Genomic DNA, 23694 nt, shown 5'->3' with positions numbered 1-23694 from the left:
ATTCACAAAAAAACTAAAATTATAATCAATTGATATTTATTAAAATTCTATGACATTGAAATCTTAAATGTAACCTAGCGTTATATTTTTTAATCATTTCTGCTCATGATGAATTTTATTTTTGATTGTGTTTTAACGCGTTTTTTAACACTGTCATTCATTAGGATTAAGCCATTTATGTATAAAAGAAAAATCAAACCACTTGAAATCGATGATGTCGAAATTATTGATTATGATAAGACTAAAAAAGCCATTAAAGCTGCAGCTTTAGGGAATGCCATCGAATGGTTTGATTTTGGTGTGTATGGCTATGTCGCTTATGTATTGGGTAAAGTCTTTTTCCCCAATTCATCACCCAGTATACAAATGATTGCGGCCCTTGCCACCTTTTCTATACCCTTTATATTTCGACCTTTGGGTGGATTATTTTTCGGGCATTTAGGTGATAAATACGGTCGTCAAAAAATTCTGGCAATCACCATTATTATCATGTCGGTCAGTACCTTTGGTATTGGTTTGATTCCATCTTATGAAAGTATCGGGATTTGGGCTCCTATTTTGCTGCTCATTGTAAAAATTGCTCAAGGCTTTTCAGTCGGAGGTGAATATGCTGGAGCAGCAATATTTGTAGCGGAATATTCTCCAGATCGAAAACGTGGTTTCATGGGAAGCTGGCTGGATTTTGGTTCTATTTTAGGTTTTGTTGTTGGAGCGGGCGTCGTTTCAATGATCAGCTTTTCCATGGGCGAAGCTGCCTTTGTCGATTGGGGCTGGCGTATTCCTTTTTATTTAGCGCTACCGCTGGGACTGATTGGCTTATATTTACGTCACTCTTTAGATGAGACACCAACCTTTCAGGCACATGCCGAAGAACAGTCACAATCTAAAAAACCGCAAAAAGTCGGTTTCAAACAAATTTTTCGTGAACATAAGCGCAGTCTATTGGTCTGTGTTGGACTCGTACTGTGTACCAATGTCACCTACTACATGCTACTCACCTATTTACCAAGTTATTTCTCACATAACTTAGGCTATTCAGAAAATCACGGCGTTCTGATTATTATTGCAGTAATGGTTGGAATGCTCTTTGTTCAGCCGTTTGTAGGCATGCTTAGCGACAAGATTGGTCGTCGCCCATTTGTCTTTGCAGGCAGCATTGCCCTGATTGTCTTGTCATACCCTGCCTTTATATTGCTTGCCACCAATAATGTTTACTTAATTTTCTTGGGTCTGTTGATGTTGGCACTTTCACTGAATATGTTGATTGGAATAATGGCTTCAACCCTACCCGCATTGTTTCCAACTGAAATTCGTTATAGTGCACTTGCAATCGCGTTTAATATTTCTGTGGTGATTGCAGGTTTAACCCCGACCATCACAGCAGCATTGGTTGAAACCACTCAAAATATTATGGTGCCTGCCTATTATTTGGTGATTTGTGGGTGCTTTGGGGTGATTACTGCGATTTATCTTAAAGAAACAGCCAACTTGCCGCTCAAAGGTGCAAAACCAATGGCCGTTGATACTGAAGAAGCTGAAGAACTTCTCGAACAATATCATGGAAATATTGAGCAAAAAATCGAAAAAATTGATCAAAAAATTGAAGAGTTGCAAGAAAAACGTGATCATCTCGCCAAGCAACATCCTGATATTGATTAATGGTCTTAAATGGGCTTATTCAATATGATGTTATTGGATAAGCCTCTAGCTTAGATTTATTATTCTTTGTAGCAAGTAAAACATAAGGATGCTGGAGTGGATGATATAGACGCCACGAGAATATTAAAATGCCCAATGAAATTGATTGAGCGTTTTATGACATAAGTGTCGTACTATTACAGGATAAGACAATATGACAGAATTAAAGAAATCATCTTTTTTTCTTACGCTTTTTTATTTTGCTGTTTCTTTTTGAAGAAATAATTTTTCCAGTCCCCAATCCACGGAAAAAGTAATTGCCAAGATAAATGAATAAAAGAAAGAAATAAAAAATAGGAGAGATACTGAACAAGCTCATGATCAATTCCCAAAACAATACGCCTATTCGATAGTTGTAACTCCATTCTATGAGTGCACCTTTACGACTACCACTTTGGAATGAAATTTCATCATGAACAAAATGCCAAATACTACCAAGAAAACATAAAATAAAAATGCTCGAAACTAATGTTTTTTTGATTATTGGTTTTTCTAACCAAGGATATTTATATGAAGAAGAGAATTCGAATTGTACGAATAAACTGTAAATCTTTTTTTGGAAGTTTTCCTGAATGCCATACTTTTTTAAGAATAACCAGCAGACATAACAACTTAAGAAAAACATAATCACTGTAATGTATATACTAGAAAGAATAGTAAAAAATGGTAGTGGTCCTTTTGTACCCACTGTAATCAACAAATTCTGTGTGATGTACTTATAAATGGAATATTGCCAATCATTTCTTGGATATGCGGGAAATAACAATAAAGGCGGGATAAATAGAAGAATTGAAAGTTGCAAAAGTAATTTATTTTGTCTTTTTTGCTTTGCTTGATATTCTTGCATTTCTGGTGATAGATAAGGCTTTTTAGACATTTTTAACTTTAAAATTTAAAATCATTTTACATTTACTAAGATCTAACTCTACCCTAATCATTCAAGCAATCAATTGTTAATCAAAATACTTTAAACTTCTTGAGAAGCATTATTAACTTAAAAAAATAGCTAATGAAACATTGTCGTTGACCTTCAATGCTCCAAAGCCTCTAATAAAACATTTATTTTTTATCCAAGGAGTATCGGCCTGGTCCTGTTAAACTTAACAAAAAGAATCCAGCAGCAATACTTATGTTTTTATAAAAATTGATCATATTCGACTGGACAAGTTCCGAGGGAACTTGCCAATAGGCATGACCTAATATTGCAGACCCAATCGTATAAAATGCAAAAATAATCGCAATAGGTCTAGTATAGTAGCCGATCAATATAAATATAGGAGCTACAACCTCCATTACAACTGCGATAAATGCAGCTAGAGTTGAAAATGGAATATTTAAAGATTGCATATACTGGATTGTTTGTTCAAAGTTAATAAGCTTGGGAATCCCTAGCTTTATAAACAATACTACAAGTAATACACGTGCTATCAATAAAATATAAAATTTTGAATTCACAAAATCGTAATATCGCAGCGTATTTAATTTCATGGTATGTAAACCTTTTTTAAAAACTATTTCTCATATAGTTTCAAGAGTGACAGGGAGAATCTAAGCCTTAAATACATGATTTTGCTATTTAAAAATAATTAAATACTCCTTAGATACTGGGTAAATCATCAGTTATCGATATTTTGCTTGAATCACGAGTGTCATAATCACAAGCATTGATGGAACTGCAGCAGCAATAAAGAGATGCGTAATATCCATGTGTTTAGATAAATATCCGCCAAACAATGGTCCAATTACTGAACCTAAACGTGCTATTCCAATACTCCATCCCACCCCAGTAGTACGTAGTGAAATAGGATAATAACTAGCAGAAAACGCATTGATCGCTGGCTGACCACCAACAATTGCAAACCCTGCAATAAAAACAACCACATATAAAAGTAAAGGATTACTAATTGAATAACCAATCACGGCTACGCTCAATACGCCAGTAATAAATACTGGAATAAGTACCTTATAAAATCCGACTTTATCTATTTTCAAACCCATCAAAATACTGCCAAAGGCTCCTCCCAACTGTAGAATGGAACCAATCAGTAAGGCCTGGTTTAAATTTAAGCCTGATTCTTTGGCAAGCATCGGTAACCAGTTCGCTAAAAAATACAAACTAATCATATTCAAAATGCTTATTATCCAAATGGTGTAAGTAAAGAATGCACGGTTTTCTTTAAATAGTTCTAAAGGTGATTGTTTTGTTTTCAGGATCAGGGGATTTAAAATTTTAAGTTCTGAACTAAAATTTAGCTTTGGATAGAATTTTTTTAGCCATAATAATGCTTTGTGATCATTATTCTTGCTTACCATAAATTGTAAGGATTCTGGCAACGTGAACAGCATAATAAAAAAAATGATCAGGGGAATAATTCCACCAAAATAAAAGATCGCATGCCATCCACCAATTGGCGTCAATAAAGCAGAAATTCCACCGCCTAGCATTGCTCCAACTGTATAACCACATGAAATAACCATCATGGTCAAAATACGATACTTGCTTGGCACAATCTCGGAACTATATGCCATAACATTAGGCATAATTCCTCCTAAGAAAATCCCAGTCACAAAACGTATGATGGTCAATTGTTCTACACTACTAACACTTGGTGTGAGTAACATCAGCACAGAAAAAGCTAGAGTTGAAATAAGTAAAATGGGACGGCGACCAAAGCGGTCTGCTAAAGAACTTAAAAATAGTGAGCCTATAAATAAACCAAAAAGGCTGGCACTAAATACGACCCCCAACATGGTTTTATCAATTTGCCAATGTTCCATGATCAAAGGCGCAGCATATGCGATTGCTTGAATATCATAGCCATCCATAACCATCAGTAGCAAACATGTCAATAAGATAAACTTCTGATACCTTCCTATTTTTTGTTGATCAATAAAATCATTTAATGCAACTTCTTTCATGGTAATTCCTTCTACATCGTTGCAACGATAATTACTTATTTCATAATTCAATTATACTATTCGTAAATTAAAGAAAGTACAAGAATCAGATACAATCTATATCATTTTAAATTTCAAATAAAAAACAATAACTTAAACCAATAAATATTTATTTTTTAAAATAGAGTTTTTTTACAAGATATATTCAATATTTTTTTCCTTAGCTAATTCTCAAGTTGAAAATAGAAAAGCCACATCAAAAATGTGGCTAAAGGGAGTAAATTAGAGAGGATTTTGCTTAAGCTATATTGATCCAAAACAAAATCGGATGACGACTACGCATGGTTTTCGATCTATAGCTCTACATTCCGTGATGGGTTGGTAAATCAAATTGATTATTATTGTGGATTCTATGAAGATGATCTAAAACATAAACTTTCATATAAAGTTGAAACTGCATATCTACATGAAAAAGATCTTAAAAACATAAAGCATTAACGAGAGCATTAACCAAGTATGTTCATCTATAAAATTGAAGTAATAATTTACTTAAACTCTAAATTTATGCTTATGACTATAACCAACCTCAAATATGGCAACTTTTAAAATTTATATATTTATAATTTATCAATCACTTTTTATAAAATTTTCAGCCAAATAGTTATAGAGCAATTTAATTCGTTTTGGTGTTGGCCCCAATTGTGGGCGATATAAATACAATCCCCATGGAGATGACTTAACATTTTTCATGACTTCTATAGCAGTACCTTGCTGAATCATCGGTAATGCCAAAAATTCTGGAATATGAGCAAAACCAATACCATCAACTATTGCCTGACAATAAGCATCAAGGTCATTGGTTGAAAAAAATGGCGAGCTAGGTAAAAAAGTTTGATCATATTCAAACCCCCAAAACCAATATTGATTTAAAGATAAATTTTCAAAGGCAATAATAGGAAAATTATCTAAATCGCCAATCTGATAAGGCTGTCCAACTCTTTTTATGAGCTCTGGTGAACCCACTACACGAAAACCGATATTCATAACTTTTCGTGACACAAAGCGATTGTCATTTAAAAAGCCAACACGAAGTCCAATATCTATTTGATTTTCAATTACATCACTGTGTTCATCAGTCAAAATACAACTGACCTTTATATTTGGATATTCAGTCTGAAACCTTGTAATTAAAGGTATAACTAAGTGTCGACCAAATGCAGTTGGCATCGTTAAACGAATATGACCAGAAATATTCTGATTGGATTCATGAGTACTATTTTTCACCAATTCATTAATTTGTTTTAGTAAAGGCTGAGCTTGTATTAACAACTCTTCCCCTGCACGGGTAATTTTATGGCCACGTGTACTCCGATAAAAAAGAATTTCTCCTTTTTGATCCTCTAATTCCTGTATGGCACGTGTAATTGATTGAGGCGATTTCCCCAACTTTACGGCAGCTTTTTTGAAATTTTCAGTATTCGCCACTGTACAGAAAATTTTAATCAGTTCGAAATAATTACTCATAACTTATTCCAAAATATGGAATTAAGAAATCCAAATTGTATCATTTTTTTTGATTTATTATTTAAGTATATTTAATTTTTAACTTTGTTATTACAGGTATAGCAATGAAAGCACAAATCTTGAAAAGCTATGATATCAAGGAATTTAGTCTGGTTGAAATTCCAATTCCTGAGATTCATTCGCATGAAGTTTTGGTCAAAATTCATAGTAGTGGTGTTAACCCTATCGATTATAAAATCCGTGAAGGGACAGCGCCTTATGCAGATTCTATTCTCCCCGCAATACTCGGAACAGATCTTGCTGGTGAAATCATAAAGGTAGGTGAAAATGTTAATAACTTTATCGTTGGGGATGAAGTATATGGTTTGGCTGGTGGTGTCCGAGGATTACAAGGCACCTTAGCTGAATATATTGCTGTAGATGCAGATTTACTTGCAATTAAACCTAATAATTTATCTATGCGTGAAGCTGCTGCTTTACCTTTGGTTTTTTTAACAGCGTGGGAAGGTCTAGTGGATAGAGCTCAAGTTAAAAAGGGGGATTCCGTCTTAGTTCAAGGTGGTGCTGGAGGTGTTGGTCATATGGTTGTGCAGCTTGCAAAAGCTAAAGGTGCGGAGGTATATGCAACAGGTAAAGCACACAGTCGTAAAGTGATTGAAGATCTCGGAGCAATAGCTATTGATTATGAGACACAAAGTGTTGATGATTATGTTCAAAAACATACTGAGGGTCAGGGGTTTGATATTATTTATGACACTGTTGGTGGTAATACTCTTGCTACGTCCTTATCAGCAATTAAATCATATGGGCACATTTCAAGTTGCTACGCCTTTAGTGAAATAAACTTAGCCCCTTCATCTTTACGAGCTGCAACGCTTTCAGGTGTTTTCGTCCTCCTACCACTACTCACTGGTCAAGGTCGAGCACACCATGGTGCTATTTTGCGACAACTGACTGAATATGTTGAGTCAGGGAAAATTCGCCCTATTGTTGATCATCATACTTTTAGTTTGGAAAATGCTCTTGAAGCGCATGATTTTTTAGAAAGTGGGGCAGCGTCAATCAAAGTAGTCATTGATATTATTTAACTAGCTCGGTTTAGGACTGAACATAGTCAAAAAAAGATCCTTGAAAATTTAAGGGTCTTTTTAAATATTTGGCGGAAGCAGCGACTGTCAAATTAAAACAATAATACATTGATATAAAATATTTTTAATTTAATTTTCTATTAGCTGCTGTGACATTTCATAAATAGCTTGCGTTGTAGGCTAAAATTGAGCATAAGACGTATACGTCGAAATGCATGAATAAGAATAGCGAGACTGTATACTCAACCTCCCTTTTCAAAAAGGGAGGTTGAGTTGTCTAGTTTAGTATAGGTTTCAGATGAGCAGTTTCCTCCCCACCCTCATTTACGACTTAATACTTATATTTCACACTAAGCATAAAATTACGTGGCTCACCATACACCCCAGAGTTATAGAAGCCGATGTTGGTAAAGTAGTGTTGGTCAAAAATATTATTTAAATTAATCGCAGTACTTAACTGTTCATTAAACTGGTAGTTGGCCATTAGATCGACCAATACAAAGGCTTTCTGATCAATCACTTCACTACGCTTTTTGACATTGTTATACACCGTTTGCCATCCGTGGTTCTGCCAACGAACATTCCCACCCACACTTAAACCATCGAGTTGCTGATCAAATTTATACTGGGTTGAGACATTAAATTGATGTTCTGGTTCCCATGTTGAAATCTTCTCACCATCATGGTCCTTAATTTGCTTGTAGGTATAACCACTTTGCACTTGGACATTGGGGAAGACCTCACCAGAAGCTTCAATCTCTACCCCCTTAGTTTTGGCTTTCGTACCAATCCATGCAAAATCAACAGCGGGATTACTTGGCGCACCATTATAAACAATGTCCTCAATGGCACGATTGGATTCATGGATTTCAAAATAAGCGATACTGGCATTTAACTTGGCATCATCAGATTGAAACTTAAAGCCGCCTTCGTAGTTTTTACCTTCGTCTGGATCTAGGATTTTATTGGTTGAAGACTTATACCAGATATCATAAGGCATAAAGATATCGCTAAGACTGGCATAAGCACTGACTCGATCAGTGATGTCATAGACGACCCCAACGTAGGGAATGAAGCGGTTCTTTTCCTCGACTACACCTTGTAAACCTTTCATTTTATAGTTGATCATACGGGTACCTAAGAGCACCTTTAAATCATCCGCCAGATTTAAACGAGTACTGGCGTAGGCACCATATTGAGTAGTACGGTCATGGGTATAGGCATTTGGCTCACCCCAATTTGGCTGTGCAATATTGCCATCCCATTGGCTAAAATCGGGAATATGTGAATCATAACCCTGCATGCCACCGTACCAATCTTTCCCCTTCCAACGTGAATAAGCCCCACTTGCGCCTAAGACCAAATCATGTTGCCGACCAAGCAGCTCAAACTTACCTGTGCTATACAACTCCAATGAATCACTAACAGTGCGACCGATATATTGAGAAGGCCAAAGATTAGCGGAACCGTCTAATTTAGGATAATAGCCTTGGATGGTACCTAGTGTTGCATCATAGCCATTAATTTTATGGTCATATTGCAGAGTCAGTGCCCAATCATCATTAAATTTATGATGTACATTGGCAAAAATGGTGCGGGTATATTGTTTCCATTCACTCCAATTGGCACCATTATTAAAGGAGCGATCCGGATCTGGATTACGTTCCCCTGCACCATTAAATAAAGGGAAAGAGCCTGACCATGTCGATGCTTTAGGGTCATTGTTCTGGTAATCTGCACCCAGTGTAACTAAAGTTTTATCGCCTAAATCTGCTTCGACAATGCCATAAAACACAGCACTTTTACGTTCATAACGATCCATAAAAGATTCTTTGTCTTGACCCGCAGCCACAAAACGTCCACGAATACTTTGCTCATCATTAAGTGAACCACTGACATCTGCCATAGCACGGTAATTATTCCAAGAACCTGCGCTTAAACTCAGCGATGCTTGAGTCTCTGCGGTTGGTTTTTTACGTACCAAGTTGATGGTTGCCCCCAAAGAACCCACCCCTGTAAGTAAGCCCGTTGCGCCTTTGAGTACTTCGACACGGTCATAAATAGCAGAGTCACTGAGCGTATTCCCCGCAGCATAACCGACATTTCGAGTCGTAGAAGGAATGCCATCATATTGGAAATTATTAATGGCAAAACCGCGTGAGTAATAACTGGTCCGTTCACTGTCGTAAGCTGATACGGTAATCCCTGGGGTATGCGACATGACTTGATCAATATTATTTAACTGAAAATCATCCATCAACTGTCGCGTAATCACACTAATGGTTTGTGGTGTTTCTTTCGGTGTAAGCACTAAACGCGTGGCAGTGGCAATTTTACCTGGCGTATAAGAACCACTATTTTCAGTAATTTCCCCCAACTGATTGGCAGTCACGACAATGGTCTCAAGTTTCGCTGCTGGATTGTCAGCGTGAGAATTTGTTGCCACGGCTGAATCCGTTGCCGTGTTTGCAACTGTTGTGGTTTTCGACATCTGACGTCGTTCAATTCGCCACACCCGTGGACTTTGTTGAACAAGCTGTAGATCTGTGTCTTTTAATAACTGTTGAAAACCCTGAGCAATATCAAAACTGCCGCTTAAACCGTTGGTTTTATACCCCTGCGTCAGTTTCGGATCAAAAGACAATGCAATATTAGACTGTAGAGCAAAATTAGAAAGTGCTTGTCCCAAATCCCCTGAAGCCACTTGATAATGCTTTTGAGTTGCTGCTGTTTCAGCATGGCTAAATGCACTGACACCCAACATGCTGCTCAGTACCAATAAATGCATGACCGAATAACGCATTTTTTTCTCGCGGCTTATTTTATATGGCTTCGATTTTTTCAATTTTTTTGCGTGTTGCAATGCTAGAGACACCATAACCCCCTATTGAATACCAATGAGTTCTCTTATTAGCCTTGCCAGTTGAGTTTTAAAAAAGTGTCAGCCTTAAATTATTTTTTTTCACCAATACTGATCCAATAGCCTTGTGCATAGCGATTGATGTCTAACTTATAGGTGACAGCCAACATGTTATATAGCGTTGGTAAATCATTGATTGGATAAGTCCCTGATATTTTAATCTGAGCAATATCATTATCTAAAGCAATATAACCCTTTTGATATTTTCCTATACGCTGTACGAATTCAGACAATGGCAGATCATTCACGATCATCCAGCCCTGCGTCCAACTGTTGTGTGTAAGATCAGCACTTGTAACCTCCACCGCCTGCTCGCGATTCAAATGACTTTGCTGACCCGCCGCAACAATCACTGTCTGAGTTGGATGACGTTGTGGTTGTAATTTCACCGCGCCTTTCTCGACGAATACCCAAGACTGCTTTGGATCAAGCTCTACTGAAAATTCAGTACCCAAAGCCTGCATTTGCCCATGTTGAGTTTGCACAAAGAATGGGCGTTGTTGTTGATCTTTTGCCGTTTTAATCCAGATCTGACCTTTTCTTAGCACGACATTACGTTGCTTAGCGCTATAGTCCAGATCAATTGCCGATGCACTGTCTAGATACAGCTCACCACCATCAGGGAGTTTAATTTTTTCAATTTCACCCACTTTTGTACGATAATCTGCCGTCCATTGTTGCTGCTGATTTAAGCTATAGCCTAAATACAGTAACGATAGACACGCCAAAACCCACATGTAATGACGGCGTTTTTTCCATGAAGATGATGTGCTTTGCTCTAAAATAGGCCGTGCTACTTCTGTTGGGAGTTGATCAAAAGTATGATGCAGTTGCTGCATTTTTTGCCAAACTTTGGCATGCACTGAACTTTGTTGCTGCCAGATCTGTAATTGCTGTAATTCCTGCGGACTCAACTCGCCTTGACTTAAACGCATACACCAATCAGCCGCTTCATTTAAAATTTGTTGCGTCTGTTTTTGATCTTGTTTTTGATTGTGTTGTTGTTCAGATTCATTCTGCTTTGACATTCGCTTAGTCGTCCAGCATGGCAGACAGACAATGTACATACGCTTTTTTCATATAGCGTTTGACTGAACTTAGGGAAATATCCAATTTGACTGCAATCTCATCATATTTCAACCCTTCAAGCTGCGCATAGAGAAAAGTATCGCGTACCACCGCAGGCAGTTGCTCTAGCAATTGTGTCACTTCAAGCAAACTTTCAATAATCAAACAGTGTTGTTCTGGAGAGATTTCTTCGAGTTCAGGTTGTAGCGCCAGCACGTCTAAATATGCTCGCTCAATATGCTTCCGTTGAATCCAATTGATCATCAAGCCTTTGGCTACAGTGGTCAAATAAGCACGTGGTTGCAATAATTCAATTTGCTGACGTCGTGCCATCACTCTTAAGAAAGTATCTTGTGCCAAATCAGCTGCATCAGAGCTATTGCCTAACTTTTTATATAGCCATGCATATACCCAAGAATGATGTTCTTGATAAAGTTGAGCAATATCATGATTGGGAAGCGACGCAGACATGGAAAAAGTTTATTTAAGCGAATGATAATTATTATCAGTAATTTAATGGCTAAATTCAATCATTATTTTCATCTTAACTATGTACTTGTCCAACTCGCATTTTTTACACAAACCAATCTGTAGCAGCTTATTTAGCTTTGCGGCTTAAATTGGACAGCCCTGAATGTCAATATATGCATACACTATTATTTGCTGACGGCAAAATCCTCAATCACCACGTGAAGTAGGCGAAGAAGTGATAAAAAAATTGGTGACTATACATTAAATGAAATTAGCTAGATTGGACATATTTTATGAGTGAAAGCTTGCAAAATATCACTTCATCTTAAAGTACTTGTGTGACACCAATAAAAATTTTCAACGCTTAAAAAACAGACACAATCCTAATCAAATTAAAAGACATTTCATTAATTAACAATAAATATCAATATGCTAAACAGAAATATTATGTTGACTCAGTTTTTGTATTAGATTAGTATTTTTAATGTAAATAATTATCATTATCATATAGCCAACAAAGCATTGTCCTTTCTAGCCACGATGATTGTCCATTTTTTTATCAAGCAAAGGATAAAGCAATGTTGTTATCTAAAATGAAAATAGGTCATAAAACCCTGATTGCCAGTTCAATCTGTACCATTCTTACAGGTTGTGGTGGGGGTGGCAGTGGTAGTGGAGACAGCAAACCGAGCAATACTGCCCCAACAATTGATGCGATCAGCCCAGTGACCGTACAAACCCTAGACAGTAAAAAAATTAGCGTAACGGCAAAAGATGCTGAGAACAACGCGCTCACCTATAGCATCAAAACTGCGCCAAAATTAGGCACTGCCAGCATTGACAGTAAAACAGGTGTGATTACTTATATTGCAGGCAATGTGGTTGGCGCAGATACACTTGTGGTGAGTGTCAGTGATGGTTCACTTAGCACAGATCTGAGCATTACGATTAATACCCAAGTTGAGTCGGTGTTTGATTATCAATTCTACAAAGTCGCCAACCCTGAAACAGGTAATTCTCAAATTGTCCGTTATGACCCTAACAACGGCAAACAGGAGTATTACAGCAGTATCAGCAATGTGATTTTAGGCAATCGTGTCTTTGTGATGAGTGCGGCAAAAGATGGCGATAAAACAGTTTATAAAAAACGAGAATATGCGATTTTCCTTGACCCAAATGCATCTAAAGAAACGCGTAATTACACACCAGCTGGTGCAACAACAGCAACTGAATATACATTCTATACCGACAATATTCTAAAACGATTTGATGCAAGTAATCCAAACAGTCAAGCCACCATTTTTAGTAGTGCAGCATTACCAGCAGCATTAAAAACCGCAGAAATGAAAGTGATTGGCGATACACAAACCATGTATCTCAATGAAACAGATATTGATAATTCTTATGTGCAATTGCGTACTTTTGCCAAACTACCCGATATTTTTAGAGGCGAACTGTCTGACAATATTAAAAATGCCTATATCACTGTGCGTTTATCAGATGGCAAAGTGACACAAGGTCGAACCATTAAGCCGGTTGTCAATAACACGACTGGTAAAACTGATTCAGTATTGGTCAACTACAGTGCTGCCTATGTCAAAGGAAGCTACCCAACCGCAAGTAATGAAGCTGCACGTTTACAAAGCTGCACCGTTGATTTGGTCACCTGTACTGATATTGGTGGAGGAACAGGTCAATACTACTTCTTAGCGCAAAATGATAGCCATATTTATCTGGCAAAAGAAGGGGTAAAAACACTTTATGCTTATGATAAAACTGCAAAAACCTTAGCGAATGTAACAGGTGCAGAATATCCTGCAAATTATAATCCTGAACATCATCAACTTAAATTTGGTGGTGGACATGGTGGTGCGGGTATCTTTAGTAATTTCTTTAACATGCCAAATGTAGTCGATAATTTGGCAGAAGGTAATACTGGTTATTTATTGATTAATTATAACCTTGATACACAAAATGCAGCGATCACCCATTCCATATTTGGCAACGCTTATGTCTTTAAAAATGCCGAAATTCTGAAATTGACAGGCACCAGCGCAAGCAAGATTTATGATAATGGCACTGGTACGGATTTAGCCAATAATTCAAGCAATGTGGCTTTGTCATATAACCTGAACCTTACTGCGGTCAAAAATGGTTATTTATTTGTCGAAGCGGCCAAGTTATCTAAAGACAAGATGAACCTTAACTATCAACAAGGCTGGTTAAATACTGCAACCACAACCACAAAAACAGCGTTGGATAATGCTGTCATTGATCAGGATATTCCATACTTTACTTCAATGCGAGTACCTGCGGTGGCCGTAGGTGATTATGTCTATATCAATGAGACCAATCCAACTGCAGCAGCAACCCGTGTTTATAACGTTTATAAATTACCACTCAATGCGCCAACAGCCAGCAAAACCAGCGTCACCCCAACGATTGGCCGTATGTACTTTGAACGCACCGCATTCCGTGCCAATGGCGTTTATGAAGGCAATGTATTGTTATGGAATAAACGTGCCAATCAGGCAACAGATCCAACTGACACAGTCGGTAGTATTGTCAATGCCACCACGGGCAAACTCATGGGTAACATCAAGGATTTAGAGGGTGGAGGTGGAATTACCAATGTCACTGCTGACGCTTCAGGTAATGTCACTTTGGCTGGGATTGGTGGTCTATTTGGCTTGCATATGACAGGTACTCATACGGGTGTTCCTTTACTGACCAGTGGCTTCTCAGAAAAAGAAAAATCATTGAAAAAAGTCAATGAAATTAATGGTTCCTGGATTACTGACTAAGCCATACGTACTCATTCAATCGGGTTGCTGTTTCCATTCTTAAGATGGGGCTGCAACCCTGCGTTTATTTTGACTGGATTTCTGTCATGAACACACCTCCCTTTCTCCCACGATATCTATTATTGACCCTGTGTATTGCTGGTGGATACTCTCCTTTCTATCATCTCTATGCAGCAGAAAATAAGAAAGATACCGACATAAATGATGAACACCCCACTAAACTGCCTGTCATTGAAGTCACAGCAGAAAAAGTCCTCAAGGCAGAGCGACAAAATCAACAAGAAATGTTTAACAAACCCTATTCCAAACAGATCATCAGTCAGGAAAAAATTCAGCAGGAAGGCTTAGCCGATGTCAAAGAAGCGATTCGGGATATTCCTGGTGTTTCCATTACCGAAACTGGGGCTTTCGGTAAAAATGTAAAAATTCGTGGTCTGACTGGGCAACGCGTGGTCAGTGTTGTTGATGGCATCAAAATCGCCAATCAAGGTTTAGACCATTCAGGTTCTGGTGAAATCAATCAGGTGGATATTAACAACGTTGAAATGATTGAAGTGGTAAAAGGTAGTCCTGCGGTGATTTACGACCCGGGTGCATCAGGGGGCGTCATTATCGTCAAGACCAAACCTGTACAAATGAGTCAAGGCATCGGGGTCAGTCAAAAATTCGCTTATGATGAGGGTTATGACAAAACCAGTTCGACCACCAGTCTAAACGCAGGCATGGATAATTTTGGTGCAAAGGTGACTTATACCAAAGAATCGTCCAATGACTATCGGGTCCGTGGTGATGCTGATAAAAAATATGCAATTAGTAAAACCAATGCATTAAATGCAGTGAATAGCACAGTAACCGTCAAAGATTTGGGTTATGACGCCGAATCACTGAGTGCCAAATTATCAGGAAAATTTGCTACAGATAGCCAAATTGATCTCGATTATGACCAATGGATCGGTAAAGATATTGCATCAGCACATGGCAGTACCATGCAAGATGCAATGGTGATGCTGTTGGCACGTAAAGAGCGTGAATCTAAATCCATCACTTATCGTAAAGACAATCTGGGTATTTTTAATAACTTCTCATTTAAATATAACAAACAGTCCTTATTAGAACGCCAACAAGAAGGCGGTTATACTGAAACCTTAGACAGTGATAATTTTAACGCCAATCTATTTTTAAACTGGCATCAATTACAAGCCAGTTTTGGTCTGGAAGCTGTTTTAGATAAAGCCGTCACTGCGGTGTATTCTGAACAAGATTATTATGCAGGTTTTACCAATTTAGAATATGACTTCGGCACATGGACAGGTTTTGCAGGAGTACGCGCCAATTATTGGGCAACGCGACAAAAATTACTGCCAGGCGCAAATGCTGAACTTGCTTCGCAACTCATCGGTATTTCGGGAATTACTCCTGAAAAAACCATATTCGAGCCAACATGGGCGCTTGGAGCACAATATCACCTCACCGATACTCAAAATATTTCTGCCAACATCAGCCGTACTTTCCGCGCACCTGATTTGTATGAACGCTATACATTTGGTGGCTTTTTGGGTGGAGGTTTAGCTTTACAACCTGAAGAAGGCTACCATGCCGAAGTGGCTTGGAAATACCTCAATGATCATTGGGCGTTAAATACCAGTGTGTTTTATAGCGACTTTGACCAATATATTTGGACGAAAACCAATCGTAGAGTTATTGATCGGGCTGGTTTGGAAAGTTGTATTCGTATAGGGAAATGCAATATAGCGACAGGCGATTTTAATGATCGTGAATCTGACTTTTTCCAAGACACCACCCGATATTATAATGCCAACCAAGTCAATAATTGGGGTATGGAATTCAGTGCCAATTATATGGATGAAGTGCATGACTTTGGTATTTCAGGCAGTTTTAATAAAATTGATTCTGAAGATGTTTTTGTACAAGCTGCGGCACATCCAATTGATATTAACAGCCATTATAAATATACCTTTAGCCAATTGCCGTTACAGCCATGGGTGAAAGGAAAAATTCAGACCGTATTGAATGAACCTCAAGTCATACAAAAAGGCGGCTTTGATTCTTATACCATTGGTAGCCTGTATGCGGGTTTTAATCATAAATATGTCAATTTAAGTGCAGGGATCCGTAACCTCGGCAATACCACCTATAGGGCTGCGTATAGTGGTTTAAATGGCCTGGAAAGTACTTATTTTATCAATGCTGAATTTAAATGGAATAATTATAAATGAATGTAAATTTTTGGATTGTTTCCCTCGTCTGTGAAAAGAGATTCAACATAATGATCATCTAAATCAATCTGATCTGTTCTATTTCAATCCAAAGTTTATACAAGGTCCGTTAAACAAAATCAAAGCAAAAAAAAAGACCCTTAAAAATTTAAGGGTCTTTTAAATATTTGGCGGAAGCGGTGTCCGTATAACAAGTGTCTCATGTAGTCCAACCAATCTATACAAAATAATATTTTTCAACATCTTAAAAAAATAACAGTCTAACCACGTCTTGTCTAGTCTAACCATTTCTAGTATTCTAAAAGGGGTAGGTTGTGGGGTAATGAATATCATGCCAAAGAAAGCTAAAGAGCTATCTGCACTCAGTGTAGCAAAAATCAAAGAGACTGGTCGACATGCTGTCGGCGGTGTTGATGGCTTATTCCTGAATATTAAAGGGAATTCCCGTGTATGGATTCTGCGTGCTGTTGTAGGAAAGCGCTTAGACAAAGATGGAAATTTAATACCTCATCGCCGTGACATTGGCCTTGGCCCCTACCCAGAAGTGTCTTTGAGTGAAGCCCGTTCAAAGGCTACTGAATTAAGATTGCAAATACGGAGTGGCATTGATCCTATTACCCATAAACAAGAACAACTTGAAAAGCTTCGTATCCAGCAGCTACGTAACAAAACATTCCGTGAATGTGCCAAAGTCGTTATCGCCAATAAAACACGTGAACTCAAAAATGAAAAGCATATCGGGCAATGGTCATCAACATTGGAATCCTACATTTACCCAACGCTGGGTGATCTCACTATTAGTAGCATTACCAAAGTCGATATCGCAGAAGCCCTTAAGCCTATCTGGGTTGAGAAAAATGAAACCGCCAGACGTATTCGTGGCCGTATAGAAACCATTTTTGATTATGCCAAGGCTATAGGATATTTTGAGGGTGATAACCCTGCCGAATGGAAAGGTAATCTTGAACCAATCTTAGGTAACTTAAAACAGGAATCACGCCCTCACCCTTCTCTACCTTATGAACAAGTCGCAGAATTTGTTCAGCACCTTCGCCAAAAAGATGGTATTTCTCCAAAAGCTTTAGAATTTGCAATTTTGACAGCATGTCGTTCTGGTGAAATCTTTGGTGCAACATGGCAAGAAATTGATTTTGAATCTAAAGTTTGGATCATTCCTAAAGAACGAATGAAAGTTGAGAAGGAGCATCGCGTTCCTTTATCCCAAGAAGCCCTCTCATTGCTTGAATCCATTAAGTTTTATACCCAGCCTCAGCATTTTATCTTCCCAGCTCCGCGTGGTGGAGGCATGCTTTCTGATATGTCACTGACAGCTTTGATTAAACGAATGAATGAACAAAAACTTAAAGAAAATGGCTTAGGTTATATTGACCCGAAGCAAAATCGAGTGATCACAACGCATGGTTTCCGTTCTACTTTCCGTGACTGGTCAGCAGACAAAACTGATTACCCTCGTGAAGTCTGTGAGCATGTACTTGCGCATAAATTACCAGATGAGGTAGAAGCTGCTTACCTACGTGGAGCTTATCTGGAAAAACGTAAAGGCCTAATGGCTGATTGGGCTGAGTTCTGTAGTACACACTTTAACTAGACAGCATAAAATAAATGCTTCTGCCATCTAAGGCAGAAGCATTTATTAAAAAGAAGTACACAAAATAAACATAACCTCACCGCTTACATCATCAGTGGTACTCAATGTTTCAACTCTTTTCTATTCTTCCTCTAAGAAAAAATGGGCAATTCAGGCTGGTTTACCTTCTGGAGCATCTTCACAGTATTCATGGTAAATCCTTTATGGTCATCAGGTTGCTCGTCACATGCCTCCTCTTCGTAATTCCCATCACACCAAGGCTGCGGCAGCTTCTGTTGGGACCGAGCACTTTGACTTAATAAATTCAAACATTGGACGGAATACTTCGAAGGCAGTAGCATCTAGTGTTGGAACCAATTCTTTTGCAAATCTCACCTTCTCTCCCGTAAATAATATTCTCTGCCCACCACAGGAGGTCGGCTCCGTTTTAAACCAATCTGCCACGGTTACTGACTCGTAAAAAAGATGCTCAATAGATATATGCGAATCACGACCCCGACCCCAGGGAGTATTATCAGGCTTCAGCACCTGAGGCTTAAGGTGCTCACAATTTGGAATAGGTAGTAATATTGCGTAATGATGAACATATCCAAGCTGCTTAGATAAACCACGGAATGGGTCAGTACACTCATCTTGCCTTTTCTGAAGGCCATTCCAATCGTCGTATGCTTCGTCAAAATCAAACAAAGCAAACATTGTTCGGTCAGGATGATTGTTCTTTAACTCATCACGAGAAAACATATTACGGAGAAATATACGATCGAAGGCATTTTGAATCTCAAATGGGCACGACTCTCCCGGAAACAACTTCGACCAAGCACTCTCAATTATTAATTCATCCGTAATACCTTCGGTAAACAGTACTGCTCCACTGGTACTATTCAGCACATGAGATATGTTTAGTCTTGCTTCATTCTCAGTGAAAGTTATCATTCCCGCTGAAAGCGCCTTGATAATTTCCGATCGCTTTCTTTTGGTAACTTTAACTTGCCTTTCATTAAGCTCGAAGAGATTTATCATCTCGTCACTCATCGATGTGATGGTTGAGGCACTGTGGCTACTCATTAGAACATGATTGCTTTTTACGGCATCTTCGGTAATTTCGAAAATCTGCTTTAGGAATTCAAACTGCCACTCCGGATGTAGGAACGAATCAGGTTCATCCAGCAACGTGATACAATTTCTATCTTTAAACAGCTCAGTAATGGAATAGATATACACTGACTGGAACTGGCCGTCGCTGAAGTAGGAAACAGAAGCATCAAAGCCATTTTCGAGCTTAAAAGGAATAGTAATTTCTGCAAGCATCCCCAGTGTCTTCAAGTTATCTAACTGACGAAACAATTCCTGAGGGCTTAAATCTAAGAATTCTTGTTGGATTTTATCGATACCAAAGTAAAGCACGTAGCGATCATCAGACGCAAAATACCCCTCAGACCTCACTGGGCTTCCCGAGGCCGTATTGATGCAACGGTGTAATCTATCAAGAAATGTTTTGGTGATGCCTTCCGACTTCCAGTAACGATCTGATACATCATTCAGCTCAATATCGAAGCGGGCATCTGCCGCATACTCAGGCCGTGCTAGAACCAGTCGCACTTCTGATGCAGTTTGGACAATACCTAACTTCTGGCAAATAAACTGTCGCGCTTTGCAGGTAACTTGCTGCATTAACAATACAGCCAGCAGTAACTCTTTATATTCCGGACCAATACCAATGAAAAAACGACTTTCATTAAAATCTGCACGTTTTATTCGCTGACTAAAAGTCTCTTCATATTGCGCCACCAATCCTGCAACGGTGTCATTGTGCCCGGAGTAATATATCAGCACATTGTCTGGCACTTGGGTTTTACCAAAAGTACTACGCTTACGTCCATTAATGATTAAACCACGATCTTTCGGGCGTTCACGAAGTGCAGCATTATCAATTTCACCCCAGCTCCATTCTATAGAAATTTCTGTATCATCAATTTCATACAAAAAACGATAGCTAAACCCAAGGTCTGCTTTAGCCCTGTCGTATTCAACAATATGACGAAAAATCTCAATCAGCGCTTCAAACAGGTTCGACTTACCTGTGCCATTTTTACCGACAAACACATCAATGAAGCTGCTACCATCGAAATTGATTGAAAAGTCTCGTAGGTTTTTGTATTGGCTAATATAGAGTTCTTTTAGACGCATACAATTTCCTTATACCTGAGCAACTACAGAACCCAGAAGTTCAGACTGCTTTGAATTTAAGGCCACTATTTTCTCCTCAACTGCATCACAAAGGTCGAAAAGCTTCTTAATATTATTAACTATTCTCAGTTGTTCCTCGATGGGAGGTAATGGTATGGGAAGACCTGTCAGCACCTTTTGATTAATTTTGGGCATAGTTCCAGACGTTCCAGACGCATGTGAACGCAAAAAGCTTCTGGAAGGCTCAGAGCTCATGACGTAATAGACATATTCCGTGTTAATGTAGGTAGAAACTCGAAGCTTCATCATCAAGTCTGGATAAATAAAAACTCTAGGTTCACCTCTATATATGGCAGGTACCCCTACGTATTCGATAGTATTTCCACGTTGAACAAGGATATCTCCATCACAAAGCCAGAGATGCGAATCACTAGGAATATCCGCATCAATAAATTTCGAATGCTCACCAATAAAAACTCCAGAAGTTGTTGCACTTAACGTTAGGGAGAGAACGCTAGTTTCGTAGTCCACTGCTTTTGGTGAATACCCATTCTTAGGACCAAAAATAAGTATTTGCCCCAGGGAGCTCCATCGCCAATGCTTAGGTATTTCAAACCCTATAGCTTTTGCCAAGTCGCTATTGTCATGCGATACTTTTAGATTTAATTCAATTCGCTCTTCATAAACTTTTTCTAACAACCAATCAGCAGACGAGTCTCCATCAAGATTGTCTGAAAGATGCCCTGTAATTGCAAGCTTCAGAATGGCTTTGCGCAACCCTTTGACATTTCTCCTGTCAGCATAAAGGTCATCAAAGTGGTCATATAAAAATGAAAGACCAATATTTCCAGCACTCTCAAATAATTGATTGATTCCTGTGTTGTGGACAACAAGGCGTTTTTCTTCTCGCCCTTTACAGAGCTTTTCTAACTCATTACAACGCGTCATGAGATCATCAATGCGAGAGACAATACGGCGCTGTTCCTTTAATGGGGGTATAGGAACAGGCAGCTCCAAAAATTTGGCGATAGACACCCCCCCGATAATACCTGTCATAGACTCACTGAAGAATCTTTTAAAAATGGGCGACTGATACAAGTAAAGAATAAATTTTGACGGAATTCCACCTAAGGGCTCATTGGCGAATAACTTATTACCAAAGCAGATATCATGTTCTGCGATTCCACATTTTCTGCCTGCACTACCACCTTCTGCACAAAGCAGGACAGCACCTTGTCGGGCTATTTTAAATTTCTCCTCTGATTCTGGAATATAGATTCCGTTTTTATAGTCGAGTGCCTCAAGGCCGTAGCCAACATCCTTAGTGGCAATATAAGCCAGACCGTCTACTTCTGTGTATTTAGATTCTTTCTCATTCGCATTGATGCTGTTGCCATTGAATATAATCCCAATATTACCGAGACGAGTCCATATCCAACTTTTTGGTAGTCCATAAGGAACATCAACCTGATCAATTGCAGGGAGAGCCTTTGGCTTCTTGATCTTCCCAACCTTCACAAGGTGCTGCTTTTCGGTTTCAACTTTCTTCAACAACTCACTAGCAGGTGAATCATTAGGGTCTTGCTCAACCAGTTTACCCTGCATAGCCAAGTTCAAAATCAATTCGCGAAGTTTGATAATGCCATCAGGTGCGGCAAAGGCAATATCAAAGTGCTGCTCAAGCAAATCATGTACAGCTTGAGTCATGCTTTTTCTCCTAAGCAAGCCATTAGCTCCTCTTTTAGTGCTTTTTGAGCTGCCTCCAATTGTCGCACAATCTCTTGATAGTCATTCATCAAATCCACTGGATCTTGATGCGCCACTTCAACTTCATACGGGTTTTTGCAGTCTAGGTTGTAGTTGCGTTCTGCTAATTTTTCGGCAGATACCTTCCACGCATACTCAGTCACTTTACGGCCCTTGCGTGCAGCCCCCCCCCACCATGCTTTTTCCAAATCAAACTCACCAATAGTTAATGGTTTAGAGCGTGAATAAGATTTGTAGCCTTCAGGATAAGGGTGCTCGAAGTACCACACGTCTTTTGTTGGACCACCTTTCTCAAAAAATAGAATATTCGTGGCGATACTGGTGTAAGGAGAAAAGACTCCTTTCGGTAGACGAACAATGGTATGCAGCTTAAATTCTTCCAGTAGCTCTCGTTTTAAGGTAGTCTTTACGCCTTCACCAAACAAAAATCCGTCTGGCAAAACTACGGCAGCTCTTCCAGTATCATGCTTTAACAAATGCATAATGAGAGCCATAAATAAATCGGCAGTTTCGCGAGTTTGATATTTTTTTAAGAAGTTTGACTCAATTCCATCTTCCTCCATACCACCAAACGGAGGGTTGGTAATTATTATATCTACTCTATCTTTAGGGGTATAACTCTGTAGCTGTTTTGCTAATGTATTGTCGTGGCGGATATTGGTAGGCACATCAATGCCATGTAGCATGACATTGGTTAACGCTAACATATGCGGCAGGGGTTTTTTCTCAACACCGTGAATCGTCTCTTGCAGAAGCTGTCTATCTTCATTCTTTTTGATTTTCTGATTCAAATGCTCGATAGCACAGGTAAGGAACCCCGCGGTGCCACAAGCTGGATCTAGGATACTTTCGCCCAACTTCGGGTCAATCATATCCACAATAAACTGGGTCACCGCACGTGGGGTGTAGTACTCGCCAGCATTACCTGCTGACTGTAAATCGGCCAGAATTTTTTCGTAAATATCGTTAAACAAATGGCGGTCGCCAGATTTATTGAAATCCACATCTTCTTCAATGGTATTGATTACTTGGCGCAACAAAGTGCCCGACTTCATATAGTTGTAAGCATCCTCAAAGACTGATCCCACTACTTTGCCATGTGACGATACTCCTGCTGCCGTAGCTAATTTCTTTAATGCAGGAAAAAGGTCATTATTAACGAAGTCAATCAGCTCCTCACCAGTGATACCCTCAGCGTCTTTCGCCCAAGACGACCATCTGAAACGGCTAGGTAATGGCGATTTATAGTTAGGCATGGTGACTTGCCATTCCTGCTCTTTATCATCAAAAATCTTCAGGAAAATCAACCAAACCATTTGGCTGATGCGCTGGGCATCACCATCGACGCCTACGTCTTTGCGCATGATATCCTGAATGGATTTGATAAGGGTAGTTAATGACATGGTATTGCTATCTCCAATAA

The 23694-nt window shown here is 38.8% G+C and carries 15 protein-coding genes; 5 read left to right on the top strand and 10 right to left on the bottom strand.

The features are described from left to right. The first annotated feature begins 177 nt into the window (after window positions 1-177). Window positions 178-1659, top strand: coding sequence for a glycine betaine/L-proline transporter ProP (gene proP / locus FHR28_RS19485; protein ID WP_004722280.1), 1482 nt, complete (start codon window positions 178-180; stop codon window positions 1657-1659). Window positions 1660-1870: 211 nt separating this feature from the next. Here the strand turns inward: proP and FHR28_RS19480 are convergent, their stop codons facing one another. From FHR28_RS19480 to FHR28_RS19465, 4 genes are all read right to left on the bottom strand, one after another. Continuing rightward, window positions 1871-2575, bottom strand: a complete 705-nt coding sequence (locus tag FHR28_RS19480) for a hypothetical protein (RefSeq protein ID WP_004722281.1) — start codon at window positions 2573-2575, stop codon at window positions 1871-1873. Between the two features lie 182 nt (window positions 2576-2757). Beyond that, the gene (locus FHR28_RS19475) at window positions 2758-3186 is read right to left on the bottom strand and encodes a DoxX family protein (RefSeq protein ID WP_151956198.1); all 429 of its coding nucleotides are present in this window, start codon (window positions 3184-3186) and stop codon (window positions 2758-2760) included. 132 nt (window positions 3187-3318) lie between these two features. After that, window positions 3319-4617 carry an MFS transporter gene (locus FHR28_RS19470; protein WP_166783332.1) on the bottom strand — a complete coding sequence of 433 codons (1299 nt, stop codon included), beginning with the start codon at window positions 4615-4617 and terminating at the stop codon, window positions 3319-3321. 606 nt (window positions 4618-5223) lie between these two features. Further along, window positions 5224-6120 (bottom strand): LysR family transcriptional regulator, encoded by an 897-nt coding sequence (locus tag FHR28_RS19465; protein WP_166783331.1) that lies wholly within the window; start codon window positions 6118-6120, stop codon window positions 5224-5226. A gap of 104 nt (window positions 6121-6224) precedes the next feature. Between FHR28_RS19465 and FHR28_RS19460 the strand changes: the two genes are divergently transcribed. Beyond that, a complete protein-coding gene (locus tag FHR28_RS19460) occupies window positions 6225-7208 on the top strand; it encodes a zinc-dependent alcohol dehydrogenase family protein (protein WP_166783330.1) in 984 nt (327 codons plus the stop codon). A 331-nt stretch (window positions 7209-7539) separates the two neighbouring features. Here the strand turns inward: FHR28_RS19460 and FHR28_RS19455 are convergent, their stop codons facing one another. The 3 genes from FHR28_RS19455 to FHR28_RS19445 all read right to left on the bottom strand — a co-directional run bounded on the left by FHR28_RS19455 (window position 7540) and on the right by FHR28_RS19445 (window position 11667). After that, window positions 7540-10086, bottom strand: coding sequence for a TonB-dependent siderophore receptor (locus tag FHR28_RS19455; RefSeq protein ID WP_166783329.1), 2547 nt, complete (start codon window positions 10084-10086; stop codon window positions 7540-7542). Window positions 10087-10160: 74 nt separating this feature from the next. Beyond that, window positions 10161-11156 carry a FecR domain-containing protein gene (locus tag FHR28_RS19450; protein WP_151956193.1) on the bottom strand — a complete coding sequence of 332 codons (996 nt, stop codon included), beginning with the start codon at window positions 11154-11156 and terminating at the stop codon, window positions 10161-10163. A gap of 4 nt (window positions 11157-11160) precedes the next feature. Then, entirely contained in the window at window positions 11161-11667 is a 507-nt protein-coding gene (locus tag FHR28_RS19445) for a sigma-70 family RNA polymerase sigma factor (protein WP_034615906.1), read from the bottom strand. Window positions 11668-12245: 578 nt separating this feature from the next. On the opposite strand from FHR28_RS19445, the gene FHR28_RS19440 reads away from it, so the two are divergent. The 3 genes from FHR28_RS19440 to FHR28_RS19430 all read left to right on the top strand — a co-directional run bounded on the left by FHR28_RS19440 (window position 12246) and on the right by FHR28_RS19430 (window position 18317). Then, a complete protein-coding gene (locus tag FHR28_RS19440; RefSeq protein ID WP_166783328.1) occupies window positions 12246-14471 on the top strand; it encodes an Ig-like domain-containing protein in 2226 nt (741 codons plus the stop codon). An 86-nt stretch (window positions 14472-14557) separates the two neighbouring features. Continuing rightward, window positions 14558-16708 carry a TonB-dependent receptor gene (locus FHR28_RS19435; protein WP_166783327.1) on the top strand — a complete coding sequence of 717 codons (2151 nt, stop codon included), beginning with the start codon at window positions 14558-14560 and terminating at the stop codon, window positions 16706-16708. Window positions 16709-17039: 331 nt separating this feature from the next. Continuing rightward, window positions 17040-18317: a tyrosine-type recombinase/integrase gene (locus FHR28_RS19430; protein WP_166783586.1), complete on the top strand. Its 1278-nt coding sequence runs from the start codon at window positions 17040-17042 to the stop codon at window positions 18315-18317. A 249-nt stretch (window positions 18318-18566) separates the two neighbouring features. Here FHR28_RS19430 and FHR28_RS19425 read toward each other — a convergent pair whose 3' ends face one another. From FHR28_RS19425 to FHR28_RS19415, 3 genes are read right to left on the bottom strand one after another with little or no spacing between them, the layout of a single operon-like run. After that, window positions 18567-20504 (bottom strand): AAA family ATPase, encoded by a 1938-nt coding sequence (locus FHR28_RS19425; RefSeq protein WP_166783326.1) that lies wholly within the window; start codon window positions 20502-20504, stop codon window positions 18567-18569. 9 nt (window positions 20505-20513) lie between these two features. Continuing rightward, window positions 20514-22211: a restriction endonuclease subunit S gene (locus FHR28_RS19420; protein ID WP_166783325.1), complete on the bottom strand. Its 1698-nt coding sequence runs from the start codon at window positions 22209-22211 to the stop codon at window positions 20514-20516. Beyond that, window positions 22208-23674: a type I restriction-modification system subunit M gene (locus tag FHR28_RS19415; RefSeq protein ID WP_166783324.1), complete on the bottom strand. Its 1467-nt coding sequence runs from the start codon at window positions 23672-23674 to the stop codon at window positions 22208-22210. The genes FHR28_RS19420 and FHR28_RS19415 overlap by 4 nt, the downstream gene beginning before the upstream one ends. Window positions 23675-23694: the final 20 nt, after the last annotated feature.

This window comes from Acinetobacter sp. BIGb0196 (genome assembly GCF_011759595.1).
Lineage (GTDB): Bacteria > Pseudomonadota > Gammaproteobacteria > Pseudomonadales > Moraxellaceae > Acinetobacter > Acinetobacter guillouiae.
This window is presented reverse-complemented; position numbering and strand designations above follow the sequence as displayed.